This is a genomic window from Rhizobium phaseoli, assembly GCF_001664385.1.
Lineage (GTDB): Bacteria > Pseudomonadota > Alphaproteobacteria > Rhizobiales > Rhizobiaceae > Rhizobium > Rhizobium phaseoli.
In genome coordinates, this window is sequence record NZ_CP013535.1 from 163723 (window position 1) to 185108 (window position 21386).

Below are 21386 nucleotides of genomic sequence, written 5' to 3' on the forward strand. Positions count from 1 at the left end.
GAGGATAACTTATGAATTCATTTGCCAGTCGCCTGAAGCTCCCTTATCGCGCGGGAGCGATCGGGCTTTCCATTGGAACGCTCCTGGTGATGGTTGTCGCCTCGGTAATATTATTGCCGGACTTCATGGATCCGGAGAATTTGTCTAATCTCCTGGCGCAATCGACGGTGCTCGTCATCTCGGCTCTCGGTCAGACGTTCGTCATTCTCACTGGCGGCCTCGACGTGTCGGTTGGGTCCGTCATCAGTCTAACGACGACGATCATGACGCTTGATCTTCCTGAGATAACCCGCGTGCTTATCTGCATCGCGGTGGCGATGGGGTTCGGAGTAGCGAACGGTTACGGTGTCGCGCGCCTCAATGTACATCCAATCATCATGACGCTGACAACAATGGGCATCGGCCAAGGTATCGCGTTGATCATTTTGCCAATCCCAGGCGGGCGCGTGCCGGAGTGGCTTTCCGGCTCGGTAGCCGGATCCATCGGCCCCGTACCTAACTCATTGTTTTGGTTGATCACGGCATCGCTCTTCGCATCCTGGATTCTCTATCGTCGTCCCTTCGGCCTCTACCTCTTCGCTTCCGGCGGCAATGACTTCAACGCACGGATGAACGGTGTTCCCGTCGAGCGCACCATCATCAAAGCGTATGTTCTTTCCGCTCTATTCGCATGCGCTGCGGGGATGTTTCTTGCAGGTCGCCTTGCATCGGGTGATCCTAAGGGCGGCGCTTCATTCGGGATTGAGTCTGTAACGGCTGCAGCATTGGGTGGGGTCCACCTCGCCGGGGGCATCGGAAGCATTGTGGGAACCGTCGTTGGCGCGGCGATCCTCGGGACAGTGAATAATGTGATGAATCTGGCCAACGTCTCTGCATTTCTTCAGTCGGTCGTCAAGGGTGTGTTGCTTCTCGTACTCGTCGTTTCGCAGCGACGCAAAACAATCGGACTTTGAAAGAAATGGACTTCTCGATGACCACATCAGACTCGAAAACTGAAGCACCATCTCGCTCATTGAGGGGTAAGAGCGCCATTTCGTGGATACTCGGGCTACCGCCCGCATACTATGTGCTCGCAATCCTGGTTGCGGTTGCTCCAGCAGTGAGCGCCACGCTCATAAATCCCAACTACTGGTTTGTAATCCTCAAGCAGTCAGCGCCGCTCGGGATCGCGGTGCTCGCCCAGTCGCTTGTCATGCGGGTGCGATCCATCGATCTCTCTGTCAGCGGTATTTTCGCGTTCGCGATTTATCTGGCCAGCTCGGGCCAGCTCAACAACTATCCACCGCTAATGACCGTCCTCATGCCTGTTGTGATTGGGCTAGCTGTGGGGGGTGTAAACGGAATACTCGTAGCATACGTGCGCGCTTCTGCCGTTATCTCCACACTAAGTGTTTCGGCCATTCTGATTGGGATCGTCCAATACATGAGCGCCGGCCGCGCGCCCGGTTCAACGCCAAGCTGGCTTCGAATACTTACGAGCGGCAATATCCACGGCCTTTCCTATTCCGTGGTCCTGTGGATCGTCATCGCCGCCCTGATTTCTATCGCATTTCGCTTTCTCATCGTCGGGCGTTACTTCAGGGCCGTCGGCGACAATCCGAGGGCGGCGGAAACTACAGGAATTCCGTTGGCACGTACGATTTTTGTCTCGCACACGCTCGCGGGCGCCCTGACAGGCATCGCGGCCCTGGTCCAGGTATCCGCGTTGGCGGTCGGCACCATCAAGCCAGGCTTCGACACCTTCATGAATGCTCTCGCCGCCACGATCCTCGGCGGTGTGACGTTCGGCGTCGACCGGGGCGGCGTCGCCGGGCCGTTCGTTGCCGTCGTTGCCTTCAGCTTCCTGTTCGCGATGCTGACCGTCTTCGGCATCCAGGAGCCGGGCAAGCTTATCGTCCAGGGCGTGATCATTGCATTTGCCGCAATCATCTACGGTGCGCGCGCGGGTCGCGTCTAGTCCGTCGGGCCGATCAAGTCATTCCCGTAGCAATTGCGGGAGAACGCAGGAGAATATAATGGTGAAAATCACTGCGGCTGTCGCCGTGAAGCCAAAGAGCCCGCTGGAGTTCCGTGAACTCGAACTGGCTGACCCCGAAGGCAACGAGATCCTGGTACGCACGGTTGCGAGCGGGATCTGCCACACGGACTTGCTGCTTCGCGACGGTATTTTTGGCCCGCCGGCACCGGTGATCCCGGGGCACGAAGGCGTCGGCGTCGTCGAGGCGGTCGGACCAGAAGTTCAGAGCCTCAAAGTGGGTGATCACGTCGCACTGAGCCAGAGCTCATGCGGATTCTGCGCCGACTGCCGCCGTTCTCACCCAATGAACTGCCAAAACTATACCCAGTACAATCTTACGGGGCTTCGTCCGAATGGTAAGAAGGCATTGCTCTGCGATGAAGTTGGCATTGGCAGCAATTTCGTGGGCCAGTCGTCCTTTGCGACGCATATCCTTGCGACTGAAAACAATGCAGCGCTTTTGCCGAAAACAGACCTCGACCTTACCGACGCTGCGCCACTCGGGTGCGGCATGGCAACGGGTGCAGGAACAGTGATAAACGCGATGAAGCCGGAAATAGGGTCGACGATAGCCGTTTTCGGCGCAGGTGCTGTCGGCATGGCCGCCGTGATGGCCGCCAAAGTTCGTCGGTGCAGCAAGATTATCATCATAGATCTGAATCAGCAGAGGCTAGACATGGCCATGGGGCTTGGTGCCACACATGCGATCAACGGCAAAGATCCCGACGTAGTCAACCAGATCCATGCGCTGACGGGCGGCGGTGCCGACTTCGCGATCGACGCAGTTGGCATCATTCCGGTTATTCTGAACTCGATCAAGTGCACCCGTGCCGGCGGGCACGTTGTCTTGCTCGGCCTCGACGCGCTCGGGAACGACATTCCCATCCCCCTCGATCTAATGGTGTTCAATCGCAAGATCCAGGGTGCGATCCTTGGTGATCAGATTCCACAGCTGTTCATTCCGCAGATGATGGATCTTAATCAGGCTGGGCTTTTCCCCTTCCAAAAATTGATCACCAAGTATCCCTTCGAGAAGATCAACGAAGCGATCGCGGACGCCGAAGCCGGGCGAGTGATCAAGCCGGTCGTCGTTTTCAATTAGGAGCCAGCGCAAATGACATCGAAGAAGTCAGAGGAACAGCACCTTGTCGTTGAATTCAAAACCACGTCCCAAAATCGAAATCGCGTAAAAGAACTCCTTCAGGAATTCATTGGACCCGCCCGCGAAGAGTCTGGTTGTCTCTACTACGACCTCTACCAGCGGTCGGACGATCCGAACACTTTCATCATCTTAGACGGCTGGCAGAATGAGGCGGCTGTCGTTGGCCATGGCGAACATCCTAATGTCAAGCGGGTGCTGGAGCCTCTTCTTCCACTGTTGGTGAGTCCACCGTCGATTAATGTAAATACCCGTATCAGCGACTGATCGGGCGCAATGGCCATTTCTACGAGGCGCGCGCCCCGAGCGCGCAGGTTTGAGGGAGACGAAATGGATACGCATCGAGTTGTCGTAGTCGGCGGTGGCTTTGCCGGACTCCAGTTAGCGAAGGACCTCAAGTGTCCCGACACTTCCATAACGATCGTCGACAGGCGCAACCATCACCTCTTTCAACCGCTCCTCTACCAAGTTGCCACGACTGTATTGGCAACCTCGGAGATAGCCTGGCCCATCAGAGCATTGTTCAGAGGACGAAAGGATGTATCGACGCTGCTGGGCGAGGTTGTTGGCGTTGATACCGAGGCACGCGTAGTATCGCTCAAGGATGGGAATGCTATTCCCTATGACACGCTCGTTCTCGCGACAGGTGCAAGGCACGCCTATTTTGGCCGGGACGAGTGGGAGCCGTTTGCGCCCGGGCTAAAGGCACTCGAAGACGCGACGACCATCCGGCGGCGGCTTCTTCTCGCGTTTGAGAAGGCCGAATTGGAGGCTGATCCCGAACGGCGGAAGGCAATGCTCACGTTCAGCATAATCGGAGCAGGCCCGACAGGCGTGGAGATGGCTGGGATTATAGCGCAACTGGCCCAACGAACCCTTGTTGAGGAGTTCCGTAGCATCGACACCAGATCGGCGCGCATCCTTCTCATCGAGGCAGGTCCACGTGTCCTACCCGTGTTCCCGGAAGCACTTTCGAGATATGCCGAGCAGTCGCTAATCAAGATGGGCGTCGAAGTGAGAACAGGCATTCCCGTGACGGCATGCAACGAGAACGGCATCGCGATCGGAGATGAGTTCGTTTCAAGCCGGACCGTCATCTGGGCTGCGGGGGTGCAAGCGTCGAACGCCGCCGCCTGGGTCGGTGCTGAAAAGGACAGGGCGGGTAGGGCGGTCGTGCAGCCAGATCTGACTGTTGGCGGTAAGCCCGAGATTTTTATTATTGGAGATACTGCCTCCGTGAAGGCCGCTGATGGAACACCCGTCCCCGGAGTGGCTCCCGCCGCCAAACAGCAAGGCAAATATGTCGCTTCGGTAATTGAAGCACGACGTCTGGGTACACCCACTCCAAGTGCGTTCAGATATAGGCATCTGGGAAACCTGGCTACCATCGGGCCGAATTCGGCTGTTATCGACTTTGGGAAGATCCGGCTCAAGGGCGGAATTGCATGGTGGATTTGGGGGCTTGCCCATATCTACTTCCTGATAGGTACGAGGAGCAGATTGGCAGTGGGACTAAGCTGGCTATGGATCTTTGTTTCCGGCCATCACTCCGCACGTTTGATCACGCAAAAAGAAACCTTAAAGGATGAGGTTTAGTCGCTAGCGCGAGCACGCCCGAGTCTGCTGGGCCGTGAATGGAGACCATCAAAGGCCAGACATTTGGGAATCGGTTGCGAAGCGATGGTTGGCAGCAGGTAACAATTCTGTCGGAGTTCCATATATAACAATGATTGATCTTCGCACTATCAACTTAGGCGACTTCGACTGCGTCGAATTCACGGCGAGGACTGGCCGCGACAAGTCAATTGCCCTGTCCGCCTGTCGTTAGCGATAGGCGGGCCTCATGCTTGAATACCGTTTCGGGAAGGAAGTGATGATGTGGAGAGTTGAGAGTGTCCCCCTCTAAGATTGACCATTTCTCGCTCAAAGGTACCTGCAGCGAGGAACTCGCGGCAGCGCTTTCGAGGCTTTCCCCGCAATCTGAAGCGCATGTACATGGCGATAAGACGATCGCCTACGATGTACATGCGATTACCAATGGTCCGATTGCAGTTATTGCCGCGCACTACGAGGGCGACCTAACCGTCCAGCACCGGGGACCGGCGGAGGCAAACATCATCATGCTTCCACTACATGGGCGATCGGTCGTTACCGTTGACGGCAGACAAATCCCGTCAGAGGGAACGCGGGGCGTTTTCGTGAACAGTATGTCGGCGAGTACGACCCAATTCATTGGGCCCAGGAAACATTTGGGGCTTAGGATCGCCCATGATGAGCTGACGCGCCGTTTGGGATGTCGGCTCAATACGCCAATAAGAGGCAGCCTCGATTTTTCGCCAGAAATCGACCTATCGGTCGGGTTCGGCTCCCTTTTGGTTCAACTGGTACCAGTGCTGTATGCTGGATTACGAGACGGAACCCTCCTTCAATCACCGATAGCACTTCATCACCTCACTGAAACGACGATGGAGCTTTTGATCGAAGCTGCGCAGCATCGCTACTCATCTGAGTTATGCCGCGTTGCTGAATCACCCTTACCCAAGGCCGTTAAGCGGGCGGTCGACTATATGCGTGCCAATATTACTCGGCCGCTATCTCTTGAGGAAATCGCAACGGCTTGTGGCGTAAGCCGACGCACTCTTCAAAGCGGTTTTCGCAACTTTCGGAATACGACCCCTCTGGCATTCCTGCAGCACCTACGGTTGGAATTAGTGCATCAGGAACTGATGACAGGCGAACCTGGCCTCTCGGTCACGCAGGTCGCTCTGAAATGGGGCTTCGTGCATAGAGGCAGATTTTCTGCGGACTATCGCAAGCGCTATGGGGTACTTCCCTCGGAAACATTGCGTATATCATAAGCAGATTGCGCCGACCGAGCTACGATCAGCCGGCACGCTCGACCGTCCTCAAGGCTTGCAGCAACAGCACTCTCCAGAAAAGCCGACTGCCTCGGCCCAAGATCTGTCTTGCAGATGATCCCCTGAACGCGACGATGTTCCGATCTGCGCAACGCAGTTCAAGACCACTACAGGGGTTAATCTTATAGTAATTATGCCGAGGTCATCTCACACATAGCGGTCAATGTCGCAATGTTCTGGACCGCGTCGCTAATGGAAGCCGGTGTAATTTATAGTCGTCTATGAGGAACATATGTCGAGACTGCCGCTATCTCTACTTTTAATGATTTTGGCAATTATCCCGTTGACGGCGTTCGTAATCATCGGAGTATCAACATCACTGGGATATTACCGAGAATACTCTACCTTCCGCAGCGCACAAACAACGCAGCGACTTGGGCGGGAAGGCGGATTCCTCGCCCAAGCTATAGCGGCGGAAGCGTTTGCAGGCGCCGACGTGCGTCGGGCAAAGCAAGCTGCATCGGACAGGGCTTTTACAGCGGTCTTTTCCGCTTACGACTCTTGGAAAAAGGCATTCGACGATCCGGCCATAGAACGGGCGGTACAGATCATTCGTGAAAGGCGGGACAATATCGATAGCTTCCGCCGGCGCGTCGATGACGGAACGGCTAGCGAGGCGGAGGGAGCTGTTGCTTTGCGCCCAGCTGCCCTTGCGGGCTTGGAGCTCGTCCGTCGCACTGGGGCGACTGTCAATGATTTGGATTTAGCACGCCAAATTACCGGTTTTCACGCGCTCATGCAGATCACGGAAGCTAGTTTGCTGGAGATCAGGCCCGGCCGAGCCTACGTCAAAAATTCAGCCATGTCCGTCGATCTATTTTCGTCCCTCTTACAGTCAAAAAATCTAAAGCAGCTTTATGTGCCTGCGATGCAGGAATTTCTCCCCGCCGATCTCGTCAAATCTTATGACGACTTCGAGGCCAGCGCCGCAGGCAAGTTCATCGCGGGCGTTCGCGATCAGATGTATGCAAACCAGCCGGGCGTTTCCTTCCCCCCCGAGACGTTGGATCGATGGAATGAAATCACCCAACAGCGGGCTGCTTTGTTGACCGCACTCATTATGCGCACCGGCGACGAGTTGGACGAGATGGCATTTCAGCGTTACGCCGATCTTCGCAATGCCTTTATCGGCTACTCCGGCGCCACGCTTCTGATCATGTCTACGGTACTCATTTTGTGCATTTCGGTCGTTCGGAGAATTTCAAGCTCCATTCGGACTCTGACAAGCCGAATGAAGGCACTCGCAGAAGGCGATACGTCGGCGCCGGTGCCCTTGACGATCCGACGCGACGAGATCGGGGACATGGCGCGTTGCCTTGAGTTTTTCCGCGGCGCGGCCATACAGAAAAGTAACCTGGAGACATCCGCGGAAGCTGAGCGCATTCGTTCTGACCAAGAGAAGCTGGATATTCAGGTAAGGGCGGAAAAAGAAGCAGAAGAGCGCCTCATCCGAGCGACGACGGCATTGGCAACCGGGTTGAAGCGGATGGCGGATGGAGACTTGATTTATGAAATTGAGGAGCCGTTAGCGCCACAGTTTGAAAGTTTGCGCAGGGATTTCAACGCTTCCATTCGTCAGCTCCGGGACGTGCTTGTTACCGTCGGCCATTCAGTCGAAACGGTCACGAATGGCAGCTCGGGCGTCTCGGCCGCATCTGAAAATCTTTCAAGACGCACGGAGCAGCAGGCGGCTTCGCTCGAGGAAACTGCAGCGGCGTTGGAGGAGATAACCGTCAACGTTGCATCGACCACGAAGAGGACGGCTGAGGCGCGCGGAGCCGTCCAACAGATGCGAGATCATGCGGAAATGTCCGGTCGGGTTGTACGCGATGCTATCGGCGCCATGAATCGCATTGAAAACTCCTCCAAGCAGATTTCCCAGATCATCAGCGTCATCGACGCGATCGCCTTCCAAACGAACCTCCTGGCGCTGAACGCCGGCGTCGAAGCAGCGCGTGCTGGCGACGCGGGAAAAGGCTTTGCGGTTGTTGCCCAGGAGGTCAGGGAGCTTGCACAGCGCTCAGCGACAGCGGCAAAAGAAATCAAGGATCTCATCGGCAATTCAGCTCTTGCCGTCGACGAAGGCGTAAGGCTCGTGAGTGAAACCGGATCGGGCCTGAGAACGATTGAAGAGCTTGTGCAGGATGTAAATCTTCATATGGACGCAATCGCAACGGCCTCCCAGGAACAATCGTCGGGCCTGCGCGAGATCAACGGCGCGGTTAACCATATGGACCATGCCACTCAAGAAAATGCGAGCATGGTCGCGGAGATGAATACTGCAGGATCGCACCTCGCTCAAGAGAGCCAAAGCCTAGCCGCACTGTTGAAACATTTCCACTTCAAAGACGAGAGCGGGAAGCCACAGAAGGTCACGGGCGAACTTGGGAAGAGCTTCCCGCCCGGTCAGACAATGGTTGACCGCGGAGACTATCCGATGCGCCGTGGTAACCTGGTGCTCGCGCCTTCGAATGATGATTGGCAAGCGTTCTAAATGATATGGGCGGCGTCGCCGACCACATGCAAATACACGTCTTTGATGATTCTGAATGAGAGCGATATCCCGGTGGGGTAGCGGCATGGTACTCCGCCAAATGACTTGTGCGGTCCTAACAAAATGCTGGCTTGACGCATGATTGCTCAGCCACGTGACAAAGCAGGACAGGCACATGAAACACGTACGTCAATCGGAACGCACATCCCGCCCCGAACAGCCTGTGGAAGTGCAGATGCCGACTGATGCTCAAATCGACCAGGGGCGTGGAGCCTTCCGCAACGCGGTCAATGCCAGCCCTCCGCTTGCCACGGGCACGGCCCCGCCATTTTCGGAAGCCTCCGTTGTCCGGCCATCGCACGGTCACGACGCAGATGTCGCAAGTCTGAAGCAACCGTTTGAGAAGGCTTTCCGGGCGAATCCCCGGAATCCTGCGACAAACATCGACTTGCCATTCAACGCCGAAGAGATGTCCAGTGCCGTCGTACTCGACGCGATCCCGTTACCCGTCTTCTTCAAAAACAGAGATGGGATACACCTTGGTTGCAACAGGGCCTTCGAAAGCTTCTCCGGCCGCTCAAAGGGAGATATTATCGGAAAAACCGTTTTCGATTTGGTGCCCGCACCCATAGCCGAGACGTATGCCGCGTTGGACGAGGCGCTTTTTGCAAATGGCGGTGTTCAGCAATATGAAGCAAAGGCCACCACCGAGAATGGTGGTGTCGTTGATCTTTTACTCAGCAAGACCGCAATCACTGATATCGCTGGTAACAGGATCGGCTTGGTTGGCGCGATGTTGGACATCACAGAGCGAAAACGTGCGGAGCATGATCTCAAAGAGGCTCTTGAATTCGCAGAGGGAATTATTGCCGCCATTCCTGACGTTCTGTTCGAGGTAAATGCCGACGGTCGCTACCTGCAGGTCTGGGCAAGGAATCAGGAGATCCTGGCGCAGCGAAAAGAAGTGCTGCTCGGCAAGCTTGTCCGCGATGTGCTCCCTCCAGATCAGGCCGACATCGCTATGCTGGCTCTTGAAGAAGCCGATGAAACCGGCGCCTCCTACGGTCGTTGTGTCCGTATAGCCCTACCAAACGGCGAATCCCGTTGGTTTGAACTGTCGGTCGCAAGGCGACCAAGCAGCAATCACTCAACCGTCACTTTTCTGGTGTTATCTCGCGATATTACCGAACGAAAGCACGCCGAGGGCACGACTATTGAAGCTCGGGCTCGCCTCCTAAGTGTCCTGCAGACCATTCCGGATATGGTATGGCTGAAAGACGTAACAGGCAAATATCTGTTGTGCAATCATGCCTTCGAAGAATTGGTCGGCAAGGCAGAAGCGGAAATCGTCGGGAAAACGGATTATGACCTGTTTACTCCCGAACTCGCCCAGTTTTTTCGTGACAAGGATGAGGAGGCCATGCAAGCCGGCCGTATTCTCATCAATGAGGAACGGTTTACCGCTCACGAGGACGGTCGATCAACGCTTTTGGAGACTCGTAAGGTTCCGGTATTCACGGGGGGAAAGCTGATGGGGATCCTCGGCGTCGCCCGCGATATCACCGAACTGGACACGTCCCGTAAGAAAATCCATCAGATGGCATTCTACGATTCTCTGACCGGCCTGCCTAACCGGACACTTTTCAATGAACGGCTACGCGAGATGATCGGGGACGCGGCTTCGGCGGGCCAGCGAGCCGGGGTGATGCTGATCGACATGGACCATTTCAAAGCGATCAATGACACTATGGGACATCCCGTCGGTGACGAGTTGCTGCGGCAGGTGGCGACACGCATGAAAAAAGGCGTCCGTGCCAGCGACACCGTGGCGAGACTCGGTGGAGATGAATTTGCAGTCTTGCTGCCCAATGTTCAGGACAATGACGATTTGGCTCAAATTGCCAGCAGAATGCTTGCCGCATTCGGCGAACGCTTCATGCTTTCCGACAGGGAGATCTTTGTATCCTGCAGCATCGGGATATCGGTATTTCCAAATGACGGCGACGCTCCCGACGATTTGGTGAAATATGCGGATTCTGCGATGTATTTGGCGAAGCGCTCGGGGCGTAGCAACTTCCGCTTCTACTCAAAGGATCTCACGATTGGGGCTGAAAAGCGCCTAGCGCTAGAATCAGACCTACGCCTAGCTTTGAAACATGAGCAACTTGAACTCCATTATCAGCCAAAGGTCCTATTGGACAACGGAAAGGTGATCGGTTCAGAAGCACTGCTACGATGGCATCATCCGAAGATGGGAATGATCCCTCCGGGAGAATTCATAGGTGTCGCCGAGGAAACGGGATTGATCATCGATCTTGGACGATGGGTGCTGCATGAGGCGTGTTGCACGGCTGCCGTCATGAATGCAGATGGACTGCCCCCGCACAAGATTGCGATAAATTTGTCTCCTAAGCAGTTTCAATGCCCGCGTTTGTCGCAAACGGTGGCGGACGTATTGCAGGAAACCGGTTGTCGTGCGGAGTGGATCGAGGTTGAAATAACTGAGAGTCTCCTGCTCCATAACTGCGAGGGCGTTTCGACGACACTCTCTCAATTGCATGCGAGCGGAATTTCCATAGCGATCGATGATTTCGGCACCGGCTACTCATCTCTGAGCTATTTGGCTAACTTTCCCATTGATACCCTCAAAATTGACCGGTCATTCATCAATCGATCCGACAAGCGAAGTAGAGAACTGGTCAAGGCAATTCTCTCAATTGCGCGCTGCCTAGGGCAAAATGTAGTCGCTGAGGGCGTGGAGACGGTCGATCAAGAAAAATTCTTGGCTGAAAGCGGCTGCGCTGTGGCACAGGGGTTCTACTATAGCAAGCCCATCCCGAAGTCCGAACTTCTCGCTGCAAACGCAGTGCTCGAGTTCTCTCGCGGTGATTCCCATCTTACGCCGATGCCCGCAGAGGAAGGGGTGGCACTCATGCGCTTGCCTCCCGCATCTGTTGGGACCCGAACCGCGTGAAGCCTACGGCTAACAGCGCGCAGGATCCACGCCACCTGCGGCGCTGTTTATACCGCACTCATCCAACGGAAGCCCAAACTACTCTGGGCGATTGGATAAAACGCGGACCAATAGGAACTACTTAAAACTTCAGGTGCTTTGATGTTCCGAAATATGCAGGCCCTGTACCGAATTGCGCGACGAAACATACGTTGACGTGTTTTCGCTTTCGATTGCCATTGCAAAGACTTGCCCAGTACAATCTACTATTCTGCGTCAATATCGTCAAAAGCATAACCGTGCAAAAGCTCATCCCATTTCCCCATCCGAATAGAAATTCTGCGGATTTGAAAAGTTCAACTGCGAATTCGAATGGCTCCGGACATTTCGACATCATCCAATCGCTGAAATCGGAACTTCACGATTTGGCTAGTGCCGTAAATCAGTTGGAGGCGCTATGTGAGTCATACCGATCCCAAGCTGATACGTGCTCGCAACCTGACTGAACGACTGAGCGTCCGCGCTTGTCATCGTATTCCCTATGACCCTCTCTGGGCGTGGCGGCCAGTGGTTCGTTGAATCTTGCCAAACGTTCCCGGATCCCACCACTTCCCGAACACGGGAGCTTCAATTCGATCAACTCGAAACTTTCGGCCATTTGAACGGGTGGCGGAAAAAAACGCCAGCGATTGCGCCGTGATTTCGTAATGGTTCTGCCTATTTGCTGAAGGCGGTCGGCCGATTGGAATGCTCCATCAGACCTCAACTTACCGGCAGCAAGGACTGCAGGTTCGATAGCTTCTTTTCGTGGATGAGGATATACGGATCCTCGAACTCTACCCGCATCTTGTCCTGGTTGGCGACGAAGTAGGGGCTGAGGTACGGGTCGAATTGCATGCGCGCGAAGACTACGAGTTTGGTCTCGGCGGTCTTGGCTTCCTCGACGAAATGGCACTCTCGTTGCTAACCTTCTCCATTGCGTCGACGAGGAACGGCCGCGCAAGGTCGATGCCACGCTTCGGGTCCATCGATTCATCCCGGACGCTCCCGCCTTGCGTAATAGACTGGATTTTTCATTTCTGCCTGGGTTTCAAACCTGTCTCGCCGTGGTGTTGCTGCATCCCGTCCTGCCCCGGCTTTTGGTCCTGCCAGGCTCGCGCTGCCCGCAACGGCTTTGCCGTCCTTCACTTCGTTGCGGCCCTGCGGGTGCTGGCCGCACTTGCAGCCTGGCTTTTGGACCGCCGTAGCAGGTCGCGATGGCCGCGACCTCGAACGGAGGTTCAGAGATGAACAGGCAGCAATCCAATCAACGATCCGATATCTACAGCCGCATCACCACCAAGATCATCGCCGATCTCAAACAGGGCGTCCGTCCATGGACCAAGCCATGGACGACGGGAGGCTGGACAGCCGAGGTCAGCCGGCCACTGCGCCACAATGGCCAACCCTACACCGGCATCAATGCTCTGCTCCTCTGGTCTGAAGCCATCGCCCGCGGCTTTGCATCACCAAGGTGGATGACGTTTCGCCAGGCAATCGAGCTCGGCGGCGCCGTCCGCAGGGGCGAAACCGGCACGACCGTCGTCTTCGCCAGCTCTTTCATCCGCGCCGAGACGACGGAGACAGGCGCCGAAATCGAACGCGACATCCCCTTCCTCAAAACCTACACCGTGTTCAACACCGACCAGATCACCGGCCTTGATGGCCTTGCCCATTCCATCGCGCCTGACCAGGATTGGATGAGCCGCATCGGTGCTGCCGGCCGCTTCTTTGCCAATACCGGCGCCCTGATCCGCCATGGAGGATCGGCGGCCTATTATGCTGCTGCCCGTGACTACATCCAGATGCCGTGCTTCGACGCCTTCCGGGACGATGCATCCTATGTCGCCGTTCTCAGTCACGAGATGACGCACTGGACCGCTGCACCGCGAAGGCTCGATCGGGATCTCAGCCGCTATGCGAAAGACAGGAGCGAACGCGCCCGCGAAGAGCTCATTGCCGAACTCGGCAGCTGCTTTCTCTGCGCCGATCTTGGTATCGTCCCCGAGCTCGAACCACGCCCCGACCATGCAAGCTATCTCGATGACTGGCTCAAGGTTCTCGGCAGCGACAAGCGTGCCATCTTTTCAGCGGCAGCTCATGCCCAGCGCGCGGTCGACTATCTGCATGACTTGCAGCCGGACCTCAACGAGGAGGAGGCGGCGTGAGCCGTCTCCTTCTTAGCCACCCGGACGCCGCCCACTGCCGCGACCCGACGGCCGCAAGCTCCTATCCCGCGAACCGGCGTCTAAAATCGTCAGGCATTGACCTCGCGCAGCTAGTGGGGCGTGTTCACCGGCATATTGAAGTGACGCGCGAAGTATTCCGACGGCGTCGTCATGCGGCCCCGTGGTGAGAACCAGCGCATCCCCTCGACCGTCGATGCTGAAAATCACGCGACTGTCCAGGCTTGCAACCTCCTCCGGCAGATCCTCCCTTAGCATCGCGATGGCGGAAGCCATCGTCCGCCGAGGGCGAACGAGAACGATGTCCCGCGCGAAGGAGTCGTCGTGCGTAGCATCGAGAGAAGCGTTGATGACAGCGGGTCGTCGGATGATTTATTTGGAACTAGCAAAAAATATTGCTTTGGCGCCCTCACCGGTAGGTCATGTTCCAGCCGAGTTCGCCGGTGCGCAACGCGCTCCATATGCTGAGCGGCGACGGAGATAGGGAACGCACGGGCGGGGGCAGTCGGTCCCGCCTCCCTTGACGGCCGCTATGCTGAGGCTCCTGCGGCTGCCCTTGTTCCGCCCTTAGCGGGGCGAGAATTCCCGAAATCCGCCTCACGGCGCCGCTATGCTGATTTCTCCGATACTCTTCATTGTTTGATTGAAACCCGCCTGCGGACGGGTTGCCTGATCGTCCCTGATGACTACCGGCAGCCATGCGATCGGGCTGGCGGATGATTCGCTATCTCGCCTCACTAAAGGCCGAAAATCAGTCAGTTTAACCCCGCCTCCTGGCTGGCGCGGAAAGAGCTCAGCTTGCTCAGGAGGTCCTGAGAGATCTCGAATTGCCGCGCCGTCCCCCGGCCCATGGCGTTCTTCCCCATCGTCTCCAAAAGCATTCCTCGCTTTACCAAAAGGTCGACCGTCTCCTTCACGCCGCTGCGTGTTAGCTCGGTAATCTCAATGATATTAGAGAGTGTTAGCTTCTGGTGGGCCTGAGTCATCGTGTAGAGGATCGTCATCATGCCGATCTGCTTCAGCCTCGCCTGGGGGGTCTCGTCCTCCAGCGGATGGTCGAGGATCTCATGGAGAATGAGTCCGGAGAAGGCAAGGTTGTGCCATTGCGTTTTAATCGCGCTTGTCATGTCATTTAACTGTGTTATATACGGCAGTATGAATGCGGGCAGGCAGATTGGGTCTCCCGAAACGCAATAGGGCGCCATCGTCTCGAAGGATCCTGTTCATGAAAAGCCTTCTCCTGAATTCACTGCTTACGATCTGCTTCGTTGCGCCACCCTATCTTATTTTCGGCAGCAAAGCGCGGGCCGAGGACTGGGGATGCCAGGTTATCCTATGCCTTTCCAATCCCGGCGGGCCGACGCAATATGCAGAATGCCGGCCGCCGATCCAGAAGCTGTGGCGGGAGCTTGCCGAGGGGCACTCATTCCCGACCTGTAGCGGCGTCGGTTTTCAGAGTTCGCGGCCGGGCTATGAACCCTATTATTGCGATGCGGGGTACAAGCTCACGACTGATAGCGGTCGCGGCGGTCGGCAAGCAACCTGTGTGTCGACATCGCCGCAGCCGGTGAGCAACAGCCTCTGCTGGGATGGGAACGACTATACTTCCCGCGACAATTCTGTCCTGTCGCCACATTGGCAGCGCGTGGACGGGCACCGCCAGTGCATGGGCTATCCGATAAGTCGTCCGAATGTGCGATCGCAGCCGCACTATGTCGATGTCACCATCGACGGCGCCGGTAAACAGCGCGTTTGGTACTGACCGATGGGTGCTGCATTCGTCGAAATCGCGCAAACCTGTGCGCCGATGGTTCAGGTGCAGACGCTGGCCGGCGTTGTTAGCCTCGAGAGCCGGTTTCAGCCCTTCGCCATCCGCATCAACAGCGGCCCACCACTCGCTGCTCAACCCGCATCGAAGGCGGAGGCGATCGAGGTTGCCACGTCCCTGATTGCCGATCGCCAGGATATCCAGATCGGCCTTGGCGGCCTTGGCATCGAGCACCTTCAGAAACTAAAGCTATCCGTCGCCGACGCCTTCGATCCCTGCCGGAACCTCAAGGCCACGGCCACGCTTCTCGACGGATACTACCGCGCCGCATTACGCGCGGGGGATCCGGCTCAGGCCGAAAGGGTGATGCTCCAGTCCTATTATGGCCGCGATGATCCATCCCTCGGCGCCATGGCCAAATATGACGAGCAGGTACGCCAGGAAGCAAAGCAGTTATCGCCAACGCTTGCCTCGCTCACCATTGGCGAACGCGGTGACCAGGCCGGGTCGGGCGGGCAGCCACAGGATGAGGTGGTACCAGCACGTCCCGAACCGCCTTTACAACCCTCCCAAACCGTCGAGGCCCCATCCTGGGACGTGTTCAGCTCAGGGCGGCAATCCTCGGTTCTCGTTTTCCAGAATGATCGATCGGAGCAAAGTGAATGATCTCCAAAGCCCCTCTTCGCCCCCTTGCCGCATCCACGCTGATGGCGGCCGCCATTGTCATCTGCCTGGTCGAGCCAGCCTTCGCCCAGGCCGCCGGTATCGAAACCGTTTTGCAGAACATCGTCGACATGCTGACCGGCAATATCGCCCGCCTACTGGCCGTCATCGCCGTCATCATTATCTGCATCGCCTGGATGTTTGGCTACATGGATTTGAGGCGGGCCGGCTTCTGGATCATCGGGATCGGCGGCATTTTCGGCGCCACCGAGCTGGTCAATACCATCGTCGGGAATTGAGCGCTATGGCGAGCATTCCGAGTCTCGAAGACGACACGTTGTTTCTCGCCTGCACGCGCCCGGCAATGATCGCTGGCGTGACGATGGAGGCGATGGGCGTCAACATCATGCTGACGACCATCCTTTATATCACTGCGGGATCAATCGCCTACGCGCTGGTCGGTATCGTTTTCCATGTCCTGTTTCGCGCGCTCGTCAAGCACGACCACAATATGTTTCGGATCCTGATTGCGTGGATCGAAACCCGTGGCCGCTCCCGCAATACCGCGTATTGGGGCGGCGCCACGCTCTCGCCTCTGACGCTCACCCGGCGTTATGACGAAAGGGATCTCAGCTTTGTCTAACATTGCGACGCTCCGGTCGCGCGAGCTAGGGCCGGAGACCTTCATTCCCTATGTCAGGCATGTCGACGAGACGACGATTGCGCTCGAATCCCGAGCGTTGATGACAATGATCGCTCTCGACGGCGTTTCCTTCGAGACATCAGACGTCAGGGATCTCAACGGCCTGCACCGCAGCCTGAACACGCTCTATCGCAATATCGCCGACGAGCGGCTGGCGCTCTGGACGCATGTCGTGCGCCGCCGTGACAATGCCTATCCAGATGGCCGCTTCGCCAATCCCTTTTCCGACGGTCTGAACGCGCGATATCGGGAGCGGATGGTGAATGAAGACCTGTTTCGCAACGATCTCTACCTCACCCTTGTCTGGCATCCCGGCCGGGATCCTGCCGAAAAGGCGGCCAAGCTTCTCTCCCGGCTGCGCAAGGCCCGCCGATCCGATACCGAGCTCGACGGGCAGGCCCTGAAGCATCTGCGTGACCGCGTGGCGGATGTCGTCGCCGGCCTGAAGCGCTTCGAGCCGCGGCTGCTCACCCTCCACGAACAGGACGGGATCCTGTTCTCCGAGCCGAGCGAAGTGCTCCACCAGATCGTCGGCGGCCGGCGGGAGCCGATCCCATTGACGGAGGGACGAATTTCCTCGGCAATCTATTCCGACCGGGTCATTTTCGGGCGCGAGACCGTCGAGATCCGTCACGAGGCCGACAGCCGCTATGCCGGCATGTTCGGCTTCAAGGAATATCCGGCGACGACGCGCAGCGGCATGCTCGACGCTATCTTGACCGCACCTTTCGAGCTTATCCTGACGCAGTCCTTCGCTTTCACCTCAAAGGCCGATGCCCGCACGATCATGGGCCGCAAGCAGAACCAGATGGTCAGCGCCGGCGACAAGGCGGCCTCACAGATCGAGGAACTCGGCGAGGCGATGGACGATCTCGAATCCAATCGCTTCGTTCTCGGGGAACATCATCTTGCGCTTGCCGTCTTCGCGCCCTCGGTCAAGGAACTGACTGATCACATGGCGAAAGCGCGGGCCTATCTCACCAGCGGCGGCGCGGTCGTCGCCCGCGAGGATCTTGGGCTCGAGGCTGCCTGGTGGGCGCAAGCGCCGGGCAATTTCCGCTACCGGGCGCGCTCGGGAGCGATCACGTCGCGCAACTTCGCAGCCCTTGCTCCCTATCATTCCTATCCGGCGGGCAAGAAGGACGGCAACGAGTGGGGACCGGCGGTCGCCATGCTCAAGACCGCGTCCGGCTCGCCCTTCTATTTCAACTTTCATCACGGCGATCTCGGCAACAGTTTCGTCTGCGGTCCGTCGGGTGCCGGCAAGACGGTGCTCTTGAATTTCATGCTGTCCCAGCTCGAAAAGCATGATCCGCATATGGTCTTCTTCGACAAGGACCGCGGCGCCGATCTCTTCGTACGCGCGGCCGGTGGCACCTATCTCCCGCTGAAGAATGGTGCTGCCACCGGCTGCGCGCCGTTGAAAGCTCTGGAACTCACTGCGGAAAACAAGGTATTCCTCACCGGTTGGATCGCCAAGCTGGTCGGATCCGCATCCGGCGAACTATCGATCACCGAGTTGCGCGACATCGCCTCGGCGATCGACGGGGTGGCGGACCTGCCGGTGGAGCATCGCTCCATCGGCGCCCTGCGCGCCTTCCTCAACAATACCGATCCCGAGGGCATTGCCTCACGTCTGAGACGCTGGGAGAGGGGCGAGCAACTTGGCTGGGTCTTCGACAATGAGGCCGACGATATCGGCATCGGCGCCAAGTTCATCGGATACGACATGACCGATTTCCTCGATAACGAGGAAATCCGCACGCCGTTGATGGCTTACCTGTTCTATCGCATCGAGCAACTGATTGACGGGCGCCGTATCATCATCGTCATCGACGAGTTTTGGAAGGCGCTGCAGGACGAAGGTTTTCGTGATCTCGCCCAGAACAAGCTGAAGACCATCCGCAAGCAGAACGGTCTCATGCTGTTTGCGACCCAGAGCCCGCGCGACGCCATCGTATCGCCGATCGCCCACACGATCATCGAGCAGTGCCCGACCCAGATCTTTCTGCCGAACCCGCGCGGCGACCGGGCCGACTACGTCGACGGTTTCAAGCTGACCGAACGTGAATTCGAGCTCGTCTCGCGCGAGCTCTCCGTCGAGAGCCGCCGGTTCATCGTCAAGCAGGGGCACAACAGCGTCGTCGCCGAACTGAACCTCAGCGGCTTCGACGACGAGCTCGCCATCCTCTCCGGCCGGACGGCCAATGTCGAGCTCGCCGATGCGATCCGATCGGAGATCGGCGAGGGACCGGAGGACTGGCTTGCCGTGTTTCATCAGAGGAGGAAGACAGCATGATCCGAACAGGAACGATGCGGCCATTGTTTGTATCGGCCGCTCTTTTGGCGTCGGCGATGCTAGCATCGGCGCAGGGCATCCCCGTCATCGATCAGACATCGATCGCCAAGCAAATCGAGAGCATCGCGCAGCTGAAGTCCCAGCTCGACGCCTTGAACCAGCAACTCCAACAAGCCCAGCAGCTCTACGGCTCGCTGAACAAGATCACCAACATGGCCGACGTCGCCAACCTGCTGAACGATCCGTCGATCCGCAAGGCGCTTCCGCAGGACTTCAACGCGATCGAGGGGCTGTTCAAAGGTTCCGGCAGCGGCGTCTTCGGTAGTTCCGCTTCCAAATTCCTTCAAGACAATTCCACCTACCGCACCGATGCCGACGATTTCTATGCGCAGGAACTGTCGCGCATCCAGAACCAGAACGCCGGGCAGATGAGCCTCGGCCGGCAGATCTACGATGCGGCGACCAAGCGCATCGGCGGCATCGATGAGCTTCGCCAGAAAATCTCCGGTGCTGCCGACGCCAAGGACATCGCCGATCTGCAGGCCCGCCTCCAGGCCGAAACCGCCTTCTTGCAAACCGACGTCTTGCGCATGCAGGGCCTGCAGATGGTCCAGCAGGCCCAGGTGCAGGTCGATGACCAACGCAAGGCCGAGGACTGGCGCAAGCGCATGGACACGATGGGAGCGGCGCTCAAATGAAGTGGCTTCTTTTTAGCGCGGCAATGCTTTTTCTGGCGGCCTGCTCCCCGCAGGCGGAGAAGATTTACACGGTCGATGAGTTCATGGCGGACGATGCTCTGCTCGCGAAAATCATCGGCGAATGCCGTAACAATCCCGGAGAACTCCGTGATACGCCCAATTGCCGCAACGCCGAGGCGGCCGACGGCAAGCTGCGGCTGGAGCGGATGGGCAAATCGTTGGGAGGCTGACGATGTATCAGGTCTTCAGCTTCGTCGACGGGCAGTTCAAGGCACCGCTCGAGATCTTCATTTCGTCGGGCACCTCCAATATCGCCAGCTGGGTCAGCGGCCCGCTGACGGCCGCACTTACACTTTATGTCGTGCTCTACGGTTATCTCGTTCTGCGCGGCTCCGTGCAGGAACCGATCCTCGAATTCGCTTTCCGAGCGATGAAGCTCGCCATCATCGTCATGCTGGTGAGGAATGCCGGCGAGTATCAAACCTACGTCACCAATATCTTTTTCGATGCGCTGCCGCACGAAATCTCGCAGGCGCTGAACTCCGGCGCGGCGCCGAGCGCCTCCACATTCGACAGCCTGCTGGATAAGGGCCAGAGGTGCGCCAAAGAGATATGGTCGCGGGGTTCGTGGCCTATCGATATCGTCACCGGCGTGGGCGGCCTGCTGGTTATCGGCGCAAGTTTTCTTGTCGCGGCGATCGGTTATATAGTTTCGCTCTATGCCCGGCTGGCGCTTGCCATCGTGCTGGCAATAGGTCCGATCTTCATCGCGCTCGCCATGTTCCAGTCGACCCGCCGATTCACGGAATCCTGGATCGGCCAACTCGCCAACTTCGTCATCCTGCAGGTGCTGGTGGTGGCGATCGGCTCGCTGCTGATCACCTGCATCGACACGACGTTTACGGCGATCGAAAGCTATAGTGACGTGCTTATGCGGCCGATCGCGCTCTGCGCCATTTGCGTTGCCGCACTCTACGTCTTCTACCAACTGCCCGGCATCGCTTCAGCTCTCGCGGCGGGCGGGGCGTCGCTCACCTACGGCTACGGCGCCGCCCGCGATGCGCATGAAAGCACGCTCGCCTGGGCGACATCCCACACAGTCAGAGCGGTCGGCCGAGGCGCGCGTTCCGTTGGCCGCCGCCTGACTCCAGGCCGGACCGAATGACGGCCACCAACGCTTCAGACAATTGAACAGGTTTTTTTGGGATGCTCCGTATCGTTTTATCGTTTTTGCTGACCGCCGGTCTCGTAGGCTGCGGTTCGATTTCCCACCCGTTGCCCAAATGTGATGGTTATTCCCGCCGGCCGCTGAACCGCGCCATGTGGCAATGGCAGGACAGTGGAGGCGAGCAGCCGGCGACCCGGGCCGTTCCCGCTGAGCCGACCAGTCACGCCGCCGCCTATGTGCCGGAACCATCTTCAGCCACACCGGCCGCTTTCGCGCATTTCGATGTCGCGGGCTCCTACCGTCCATGCGAGGGCGAATGAC

At 57.6% G+C, this 21386-nt stretch carries 19 protein-coding genes and 1 pseudogene; 18 read left to right on the plus strand and 2 right to left on the minus strand.

Going from position 1 to position 21386, the window contains the following annotated elements; translation table 11 throughout:
• Positions 1 to 11: 11 nt before the first annotated feature.
• The 8 genes from AMC88_RS25990 to AMC88_RS26025 all read left to right on the plus strand — a co-directional run bounded on the left by AMC88_RS25990 (position 12) and on the right by AMC88_RS26025 (position 11562).
• Complete coding sequence (locus AMC88_RS25990) at positions 12 to 953, plus strand: ABC transporter permease (protein WP_004671512.1); 942 nt, start codon at positions 12 to 14, stop codon at positions 951 to 953.
• A gap of 5 nt (positions 954 to 958) precedes the next feature.
• Positions 959 to 1957, plus strand: coding sequence for an ABC transporter permease (locus tag AMC88_RS25995; protein ID WP_026188838.1), 999 nt, complete (start codon positions 959 to 961; stop codon positions 1955 to 1957).
• A gap of 58 nt (positions 1958 to 2015) precedes the next feature.
• Entirely contained in the window at positions 2016 to 3119 is a 1104-nt protein-coding gene (locus AMC88_RS26000) for an NAD(P)-dependent alcohol dehydrogenase (RefSeq protein WP_004671507.1), read from the plus strand.
• A gap of 12 nt (positions 3120 to 3131) precedes the next feature.
• Positions 3132 to 3443, plus strand: a complete 312-nt coding sequence (locus tag AMC88_RS26005; protein ID WP_004671505.1) for a putative quinol monooxygenase — start codon at positions 3132 to 3134, stop codon at positions 3441 to 3443.
• A gap of 63 nt (positions 3444 to 3506) precedes the next feature.
• Complete coding sequence (locus AMC88_RS26010; RefSeq protein WP_004671504.1) at positions 3507 to 4772, plus strand: NAD(P)/FAD-dependent oxidoreductase; 1266 nt, start codon at positions 3507 to 3509, stop codon at positions 4770 to 4772.
• Between the two features lie 296 nt (positions 4773 to 5068).
• Positions 5069 to 6034, plus strand: coding sequence for a helix-turn-helix transcriptional regulator (locus tag AMC88_RS26015; RefSeq protein ID WP_008534397.1), 966 nt, complete (start codon positions 5069 to 5071; stop codon positions 6032 to 6034).
• A gap of 292 nt (positions 6035 to 6326) precedes the next feature.
• The gene (locus AMC88_RS26020; protein WP_008534399.1) at positions 6327 to 8588 is read left to right on the plus strand and encodes a methyl-accepting chemotaxis protein; all 2262 of its coding nucleotides are present in this window, start codon (positions 6327 to 6329) and stop codon (positions 8586 to 8588) included.
• Positions 8589 to 8763: 175 nt separating this feature from the next.
• A complete protein-coding gene (locus tag AMC88_RS26025; RefSeq protein WP_040111784.1) occupies positions 8764 to 11562 on the plus strand; it encodes a sensor domain-containing protein in 2799 nt (932 codons plus the stop codon).
• 747 nt (positions 11563 to 12309) lie between these two features.
• Here the strand turns inward: AMC88_RS26025 and groEL are convergent.
• Positions 12310 to 12533, minus strand: a pseudogene (groEL, locus tag AMC88_RS34185) (chaperonin GroEL); the annotation flags it as partial.
• A gap of 294 nt (positions 12534 to 12827) precedes the next feature.
• Between groEL and AMC88_RS26035 the strand changes: the two are divergent.
• Positions 12828 to 13748 carry an ArdC family protein gene (locus tag AMC88_RS26035; RefSeq protein ID WP_004673402.1) on the plus strand — a complete coding sequence of 307 codons (921 nt, stop codon included), beginning with the start codon at positions 12828 to 12830 and terminating at the stop codon, positions 13746 to 13748.
• A gap of 773 nt (positions 13749 to 14521) precedes the next feature.
• On the opposite strand, the gene AMC88_RS26040 is transcribed toward AMC88_RS26035, so the two are convergent.
• The gene (locus tag AMC88_RS26040) at positions 14522 to 14893 is read right to left on the minus strand and encodes a hypothetical protein (RefSeq protein ID WP_042120136.1); all 372 of its coding nucleotides are present in this window, start codon (positions 14891 to 14893) and stop codon (positions 14522 to 14524) included.
• 98 nt (positions 14894 to 14991) lie between these two features.
• On the opposite strand from AMC88_RS26040, the gene AMC88_RS26045 reads away from it, so the two are divergent.
• Genes AMC88_RS26045 through AMC88_RS34190 form a run of 9 tightly spaced genes read left to right on the plus strand, consistent with a single transcriptional unit; the run spans position 14992 to position 21385 of the window.
• Positions 14992 to 15528: a hypothetical protein gene (locus AMC88_RS26045; protein ID WP_011053366.1), complete on the plus strand. Its 537-nt coding sequence runs from the start codon at positions 14992 to 14994 to the stop codon at positions 15526 to 15528.
• 3 nt (positions 15529 to 15531) lie between these two features.
• Complete coding sequence (locus AMC88_RS26050) at positions 15532 to 16200, plus strand: lytic transglycosylase domain-containing protein (RefSeq protein WP_064820013.1); 669 nt, start codon at positions 15532 to 15534, stop codon at positions 16198 to 16200.
• On the plus strand, positions 16197 to 16496 hold the full coding sequence (locus AMC88_RS26055) for a TrbC/VirB2 family protein (protein ID WP_007636189.1): 300 nt from the start codon (positions 16197 to 16199) through the stop codon (positions 16494 to 16496). Before AMC88_RS26050 ends, AMC88_RS26055 begins: the two co-directional genes overlap by 4 nt.
• Positions 16497 to 16501: 5 nt before the next feature.
• Positions 16502 to 16840: a VirB3 family type IV secretion system protein gene (locus AMC88_RS26060; RefSeq protein ID WP_011053369.1), complete on the plus strand. Its 339-nt coding sequence runs from the start codon at positions 16502 to 16504 to the stop codon at positions 16838 to 16840.
• On the plus strand, positions 16833 to 19199 hold the full coding sequence (locus tag AMC88_RS26065) for a VirB4 family type IV secretion/conjugal transfer ATPase (RefSeq protein ID WP_064830109.1): 2367 nt from the start codon (positions 16833 to 16835) through the stop codon (positions 19197 to 19199). Before AMC88_RS26060 ends, AMC88_RS26065 begins: the two co-directional genes overlap by 8 nt.
• Positions 19196 to 19897 (plus strand): P-type DNA transfer protein VirB5, encoded by a 702-nt coding sequence (gene virB5 / locus AMC88_RS26070; RefSeq protein ID WP_011053371.1) that lies wholly within the window; start codon positions 19196 to 19198, stop codon positions 19895 to 19897. Before AMC88_RS26065 ends, virB5 begins: the two co-directional genes overlap by 4 nt.
• Positions 19894 to 20127: an EexN family lipoprotein gene (locus tag AMC88_RS26075; protein ID WP_008537008.1), complete on the plus strand. Its 234-nt coding sequence runs from the start codon at positions 19894 to 19896 to the stop codon at positions 20125 to 20127. The genes virB5 and AMC88_RS26075 overlap by 4 nt, the downstream gene beginning before the upstream one ends.
• 2 nt (positions 20128 to 20129) lie before the next feature.
• Complete coding sequence (locus tag AMC88_RS26080; RefSeq protein ID WP_064820015.1) at positions 20130 to 21062, plus strand: TrbL/VirB6 family protein; 933 nt, start codon at positions 20130 to 20132, stop codon at positions 21060 to 21062.
• Between the two features lie 41 nt (positions 21063 to 21103).
• On the plus strand, positions 21104 to 21385 hold the full coding sequence (locus AMC88_RS34190) for a hypothetical protein (RefSeq protein ID WP_081278376.1): 282 nt from the start codon (positions 21104 to 21106) through the stop codon (positions 21383 to 21385).
• Position 21386 lies beyond the last annotated feature (1 nt).

What these genes read in the sequence shown, in the direction of transcription:
- AMC88_RS25990 (WP_004671512.1), top strand. Translation starts at nt 12, where the DNA reads ATGAATTCATTTGCCAGTCGCCTGAAGCTCCCTTATCGCGCGGGAGCG.
- AMC88_RS25995 (WP_026188838.1), top strand. Translation starts at nt 959, where the DNA reads ATGGACTTCTCGATGACCACATCAGACTCGAAAACTGAAGCACCATCT.
- AMC88_RS26000 (WP_004671507.1), top strand. Translation starts at nt 2,016, where the DNA reads ATGGTGAAAATCACTGCGGCTGTCGCCGTGAAGCCAAAGAGCCCGCTG.
- AMC88_RS26005 (WP_004671505.1), top strand. Translation starts at nt 3,132, where the DNA reads ATGACATCGAAGAAGTCAGAGGAACAGCACCTTGTCGTTGAATTCAAA.
- AMC88_RS26010 (WP_004671504.1), top strand. Translation starts at nt 3,507, where the DNA reads ATGGATACGCATCGAGTTGTCGTAGTCGGCGGTGGCTTTGCCGGACTC.
- AMC88_RS26020 (WP_008534399.1), top strand. Translation starts at nt 6,327, where the DNA reads ATGTCGAGACTGCCGCTATCTCTACTTTTAATGATTTTGGCAATTATC.
- AMC88_RS26025 (WP_040111784.1), top strand. Translation starts at nt 8,764, where the DNA reads ATGAAACACGTACGTCAATCGGAACGCACATCCCGCCCCGAACAGCCT.
- AMC88_RS26035 (WP_004673402.1), top strand. Translation starts at nt 12,828, where the DNA reads ATGAACAGGCAGCAATCCAATCAACGATCCGATATCTACAGCCGCATC.
- AMC88_RS26040 (WP_042120136.1), bottom strand. Translation starts at nt 14,893, where the DNA reads ATGACAAGCGCGATTAAAACGCAATGGCACAACCTTGCCTTCTCCGGA.
- AMC88_RS26045 (WP_011053366.1), top strand. Translation starts at nt 14,992, where the DNA reads ATGAAAAGCCTTCTCCTGAATTCACTGCTTACGATCTGCTTCGTTGCG.
- AMC88_RS26050 (WP_064820013.1), top strand. Translation starts at nt 15,532, where the DNA reads ATGGGTGCTGCATTCGTCGAAATCGCGCAAACCTGTGCGCCGATGGTT.
- AMC88_RS26055 (WP_007636189.1), top strand. Translation starts at nt 16,197, where the DNA reads ATGATCTCCAAAGCCCCTCTTCGCCCCCTTGCCGCATCCACGCTGATG.
- AMC88_RS26060 (WP_011053369.1), top strand. Translation starts at nt 16,502, where the DNA reads ATGGCGAGCATTCCGAGTCTCGAAGACGACACGTTGTTTCTCGCCTGC.
- virB5 (WP_011053371.1), top strand. Translation starts at nt 19,196, where the DNA reads ATGATCCGAACAGGAACGATGCGGCCATTGTTTGTATCGGCCGCTCTT.
- AMC88_RS26075 (WP_008537008.1), top strand. Translation starts at nt 19,894, where the DNA reads ATGAAGTGGCTTCTTTTTAGCGCGGCAATGCTTTTTCTGGCGGCCTGC.
- AMC88_RS26080 (WP_064820015.1), top strand. Translation starts at nt 20,130, where the DNA reads ATGTATCAGGTCTTCAGCTTCGTCGACGGGCAGTTCAAGGCACCGCTC.
- AMC88_RS34190 (WP_081278376.1), top strand. Translation starts at nt 21,104, where the DNA reads ATGCTCCGTATCGTTTTATCGTTTTTGCTGACCGCCGGTCTCGTAGGC.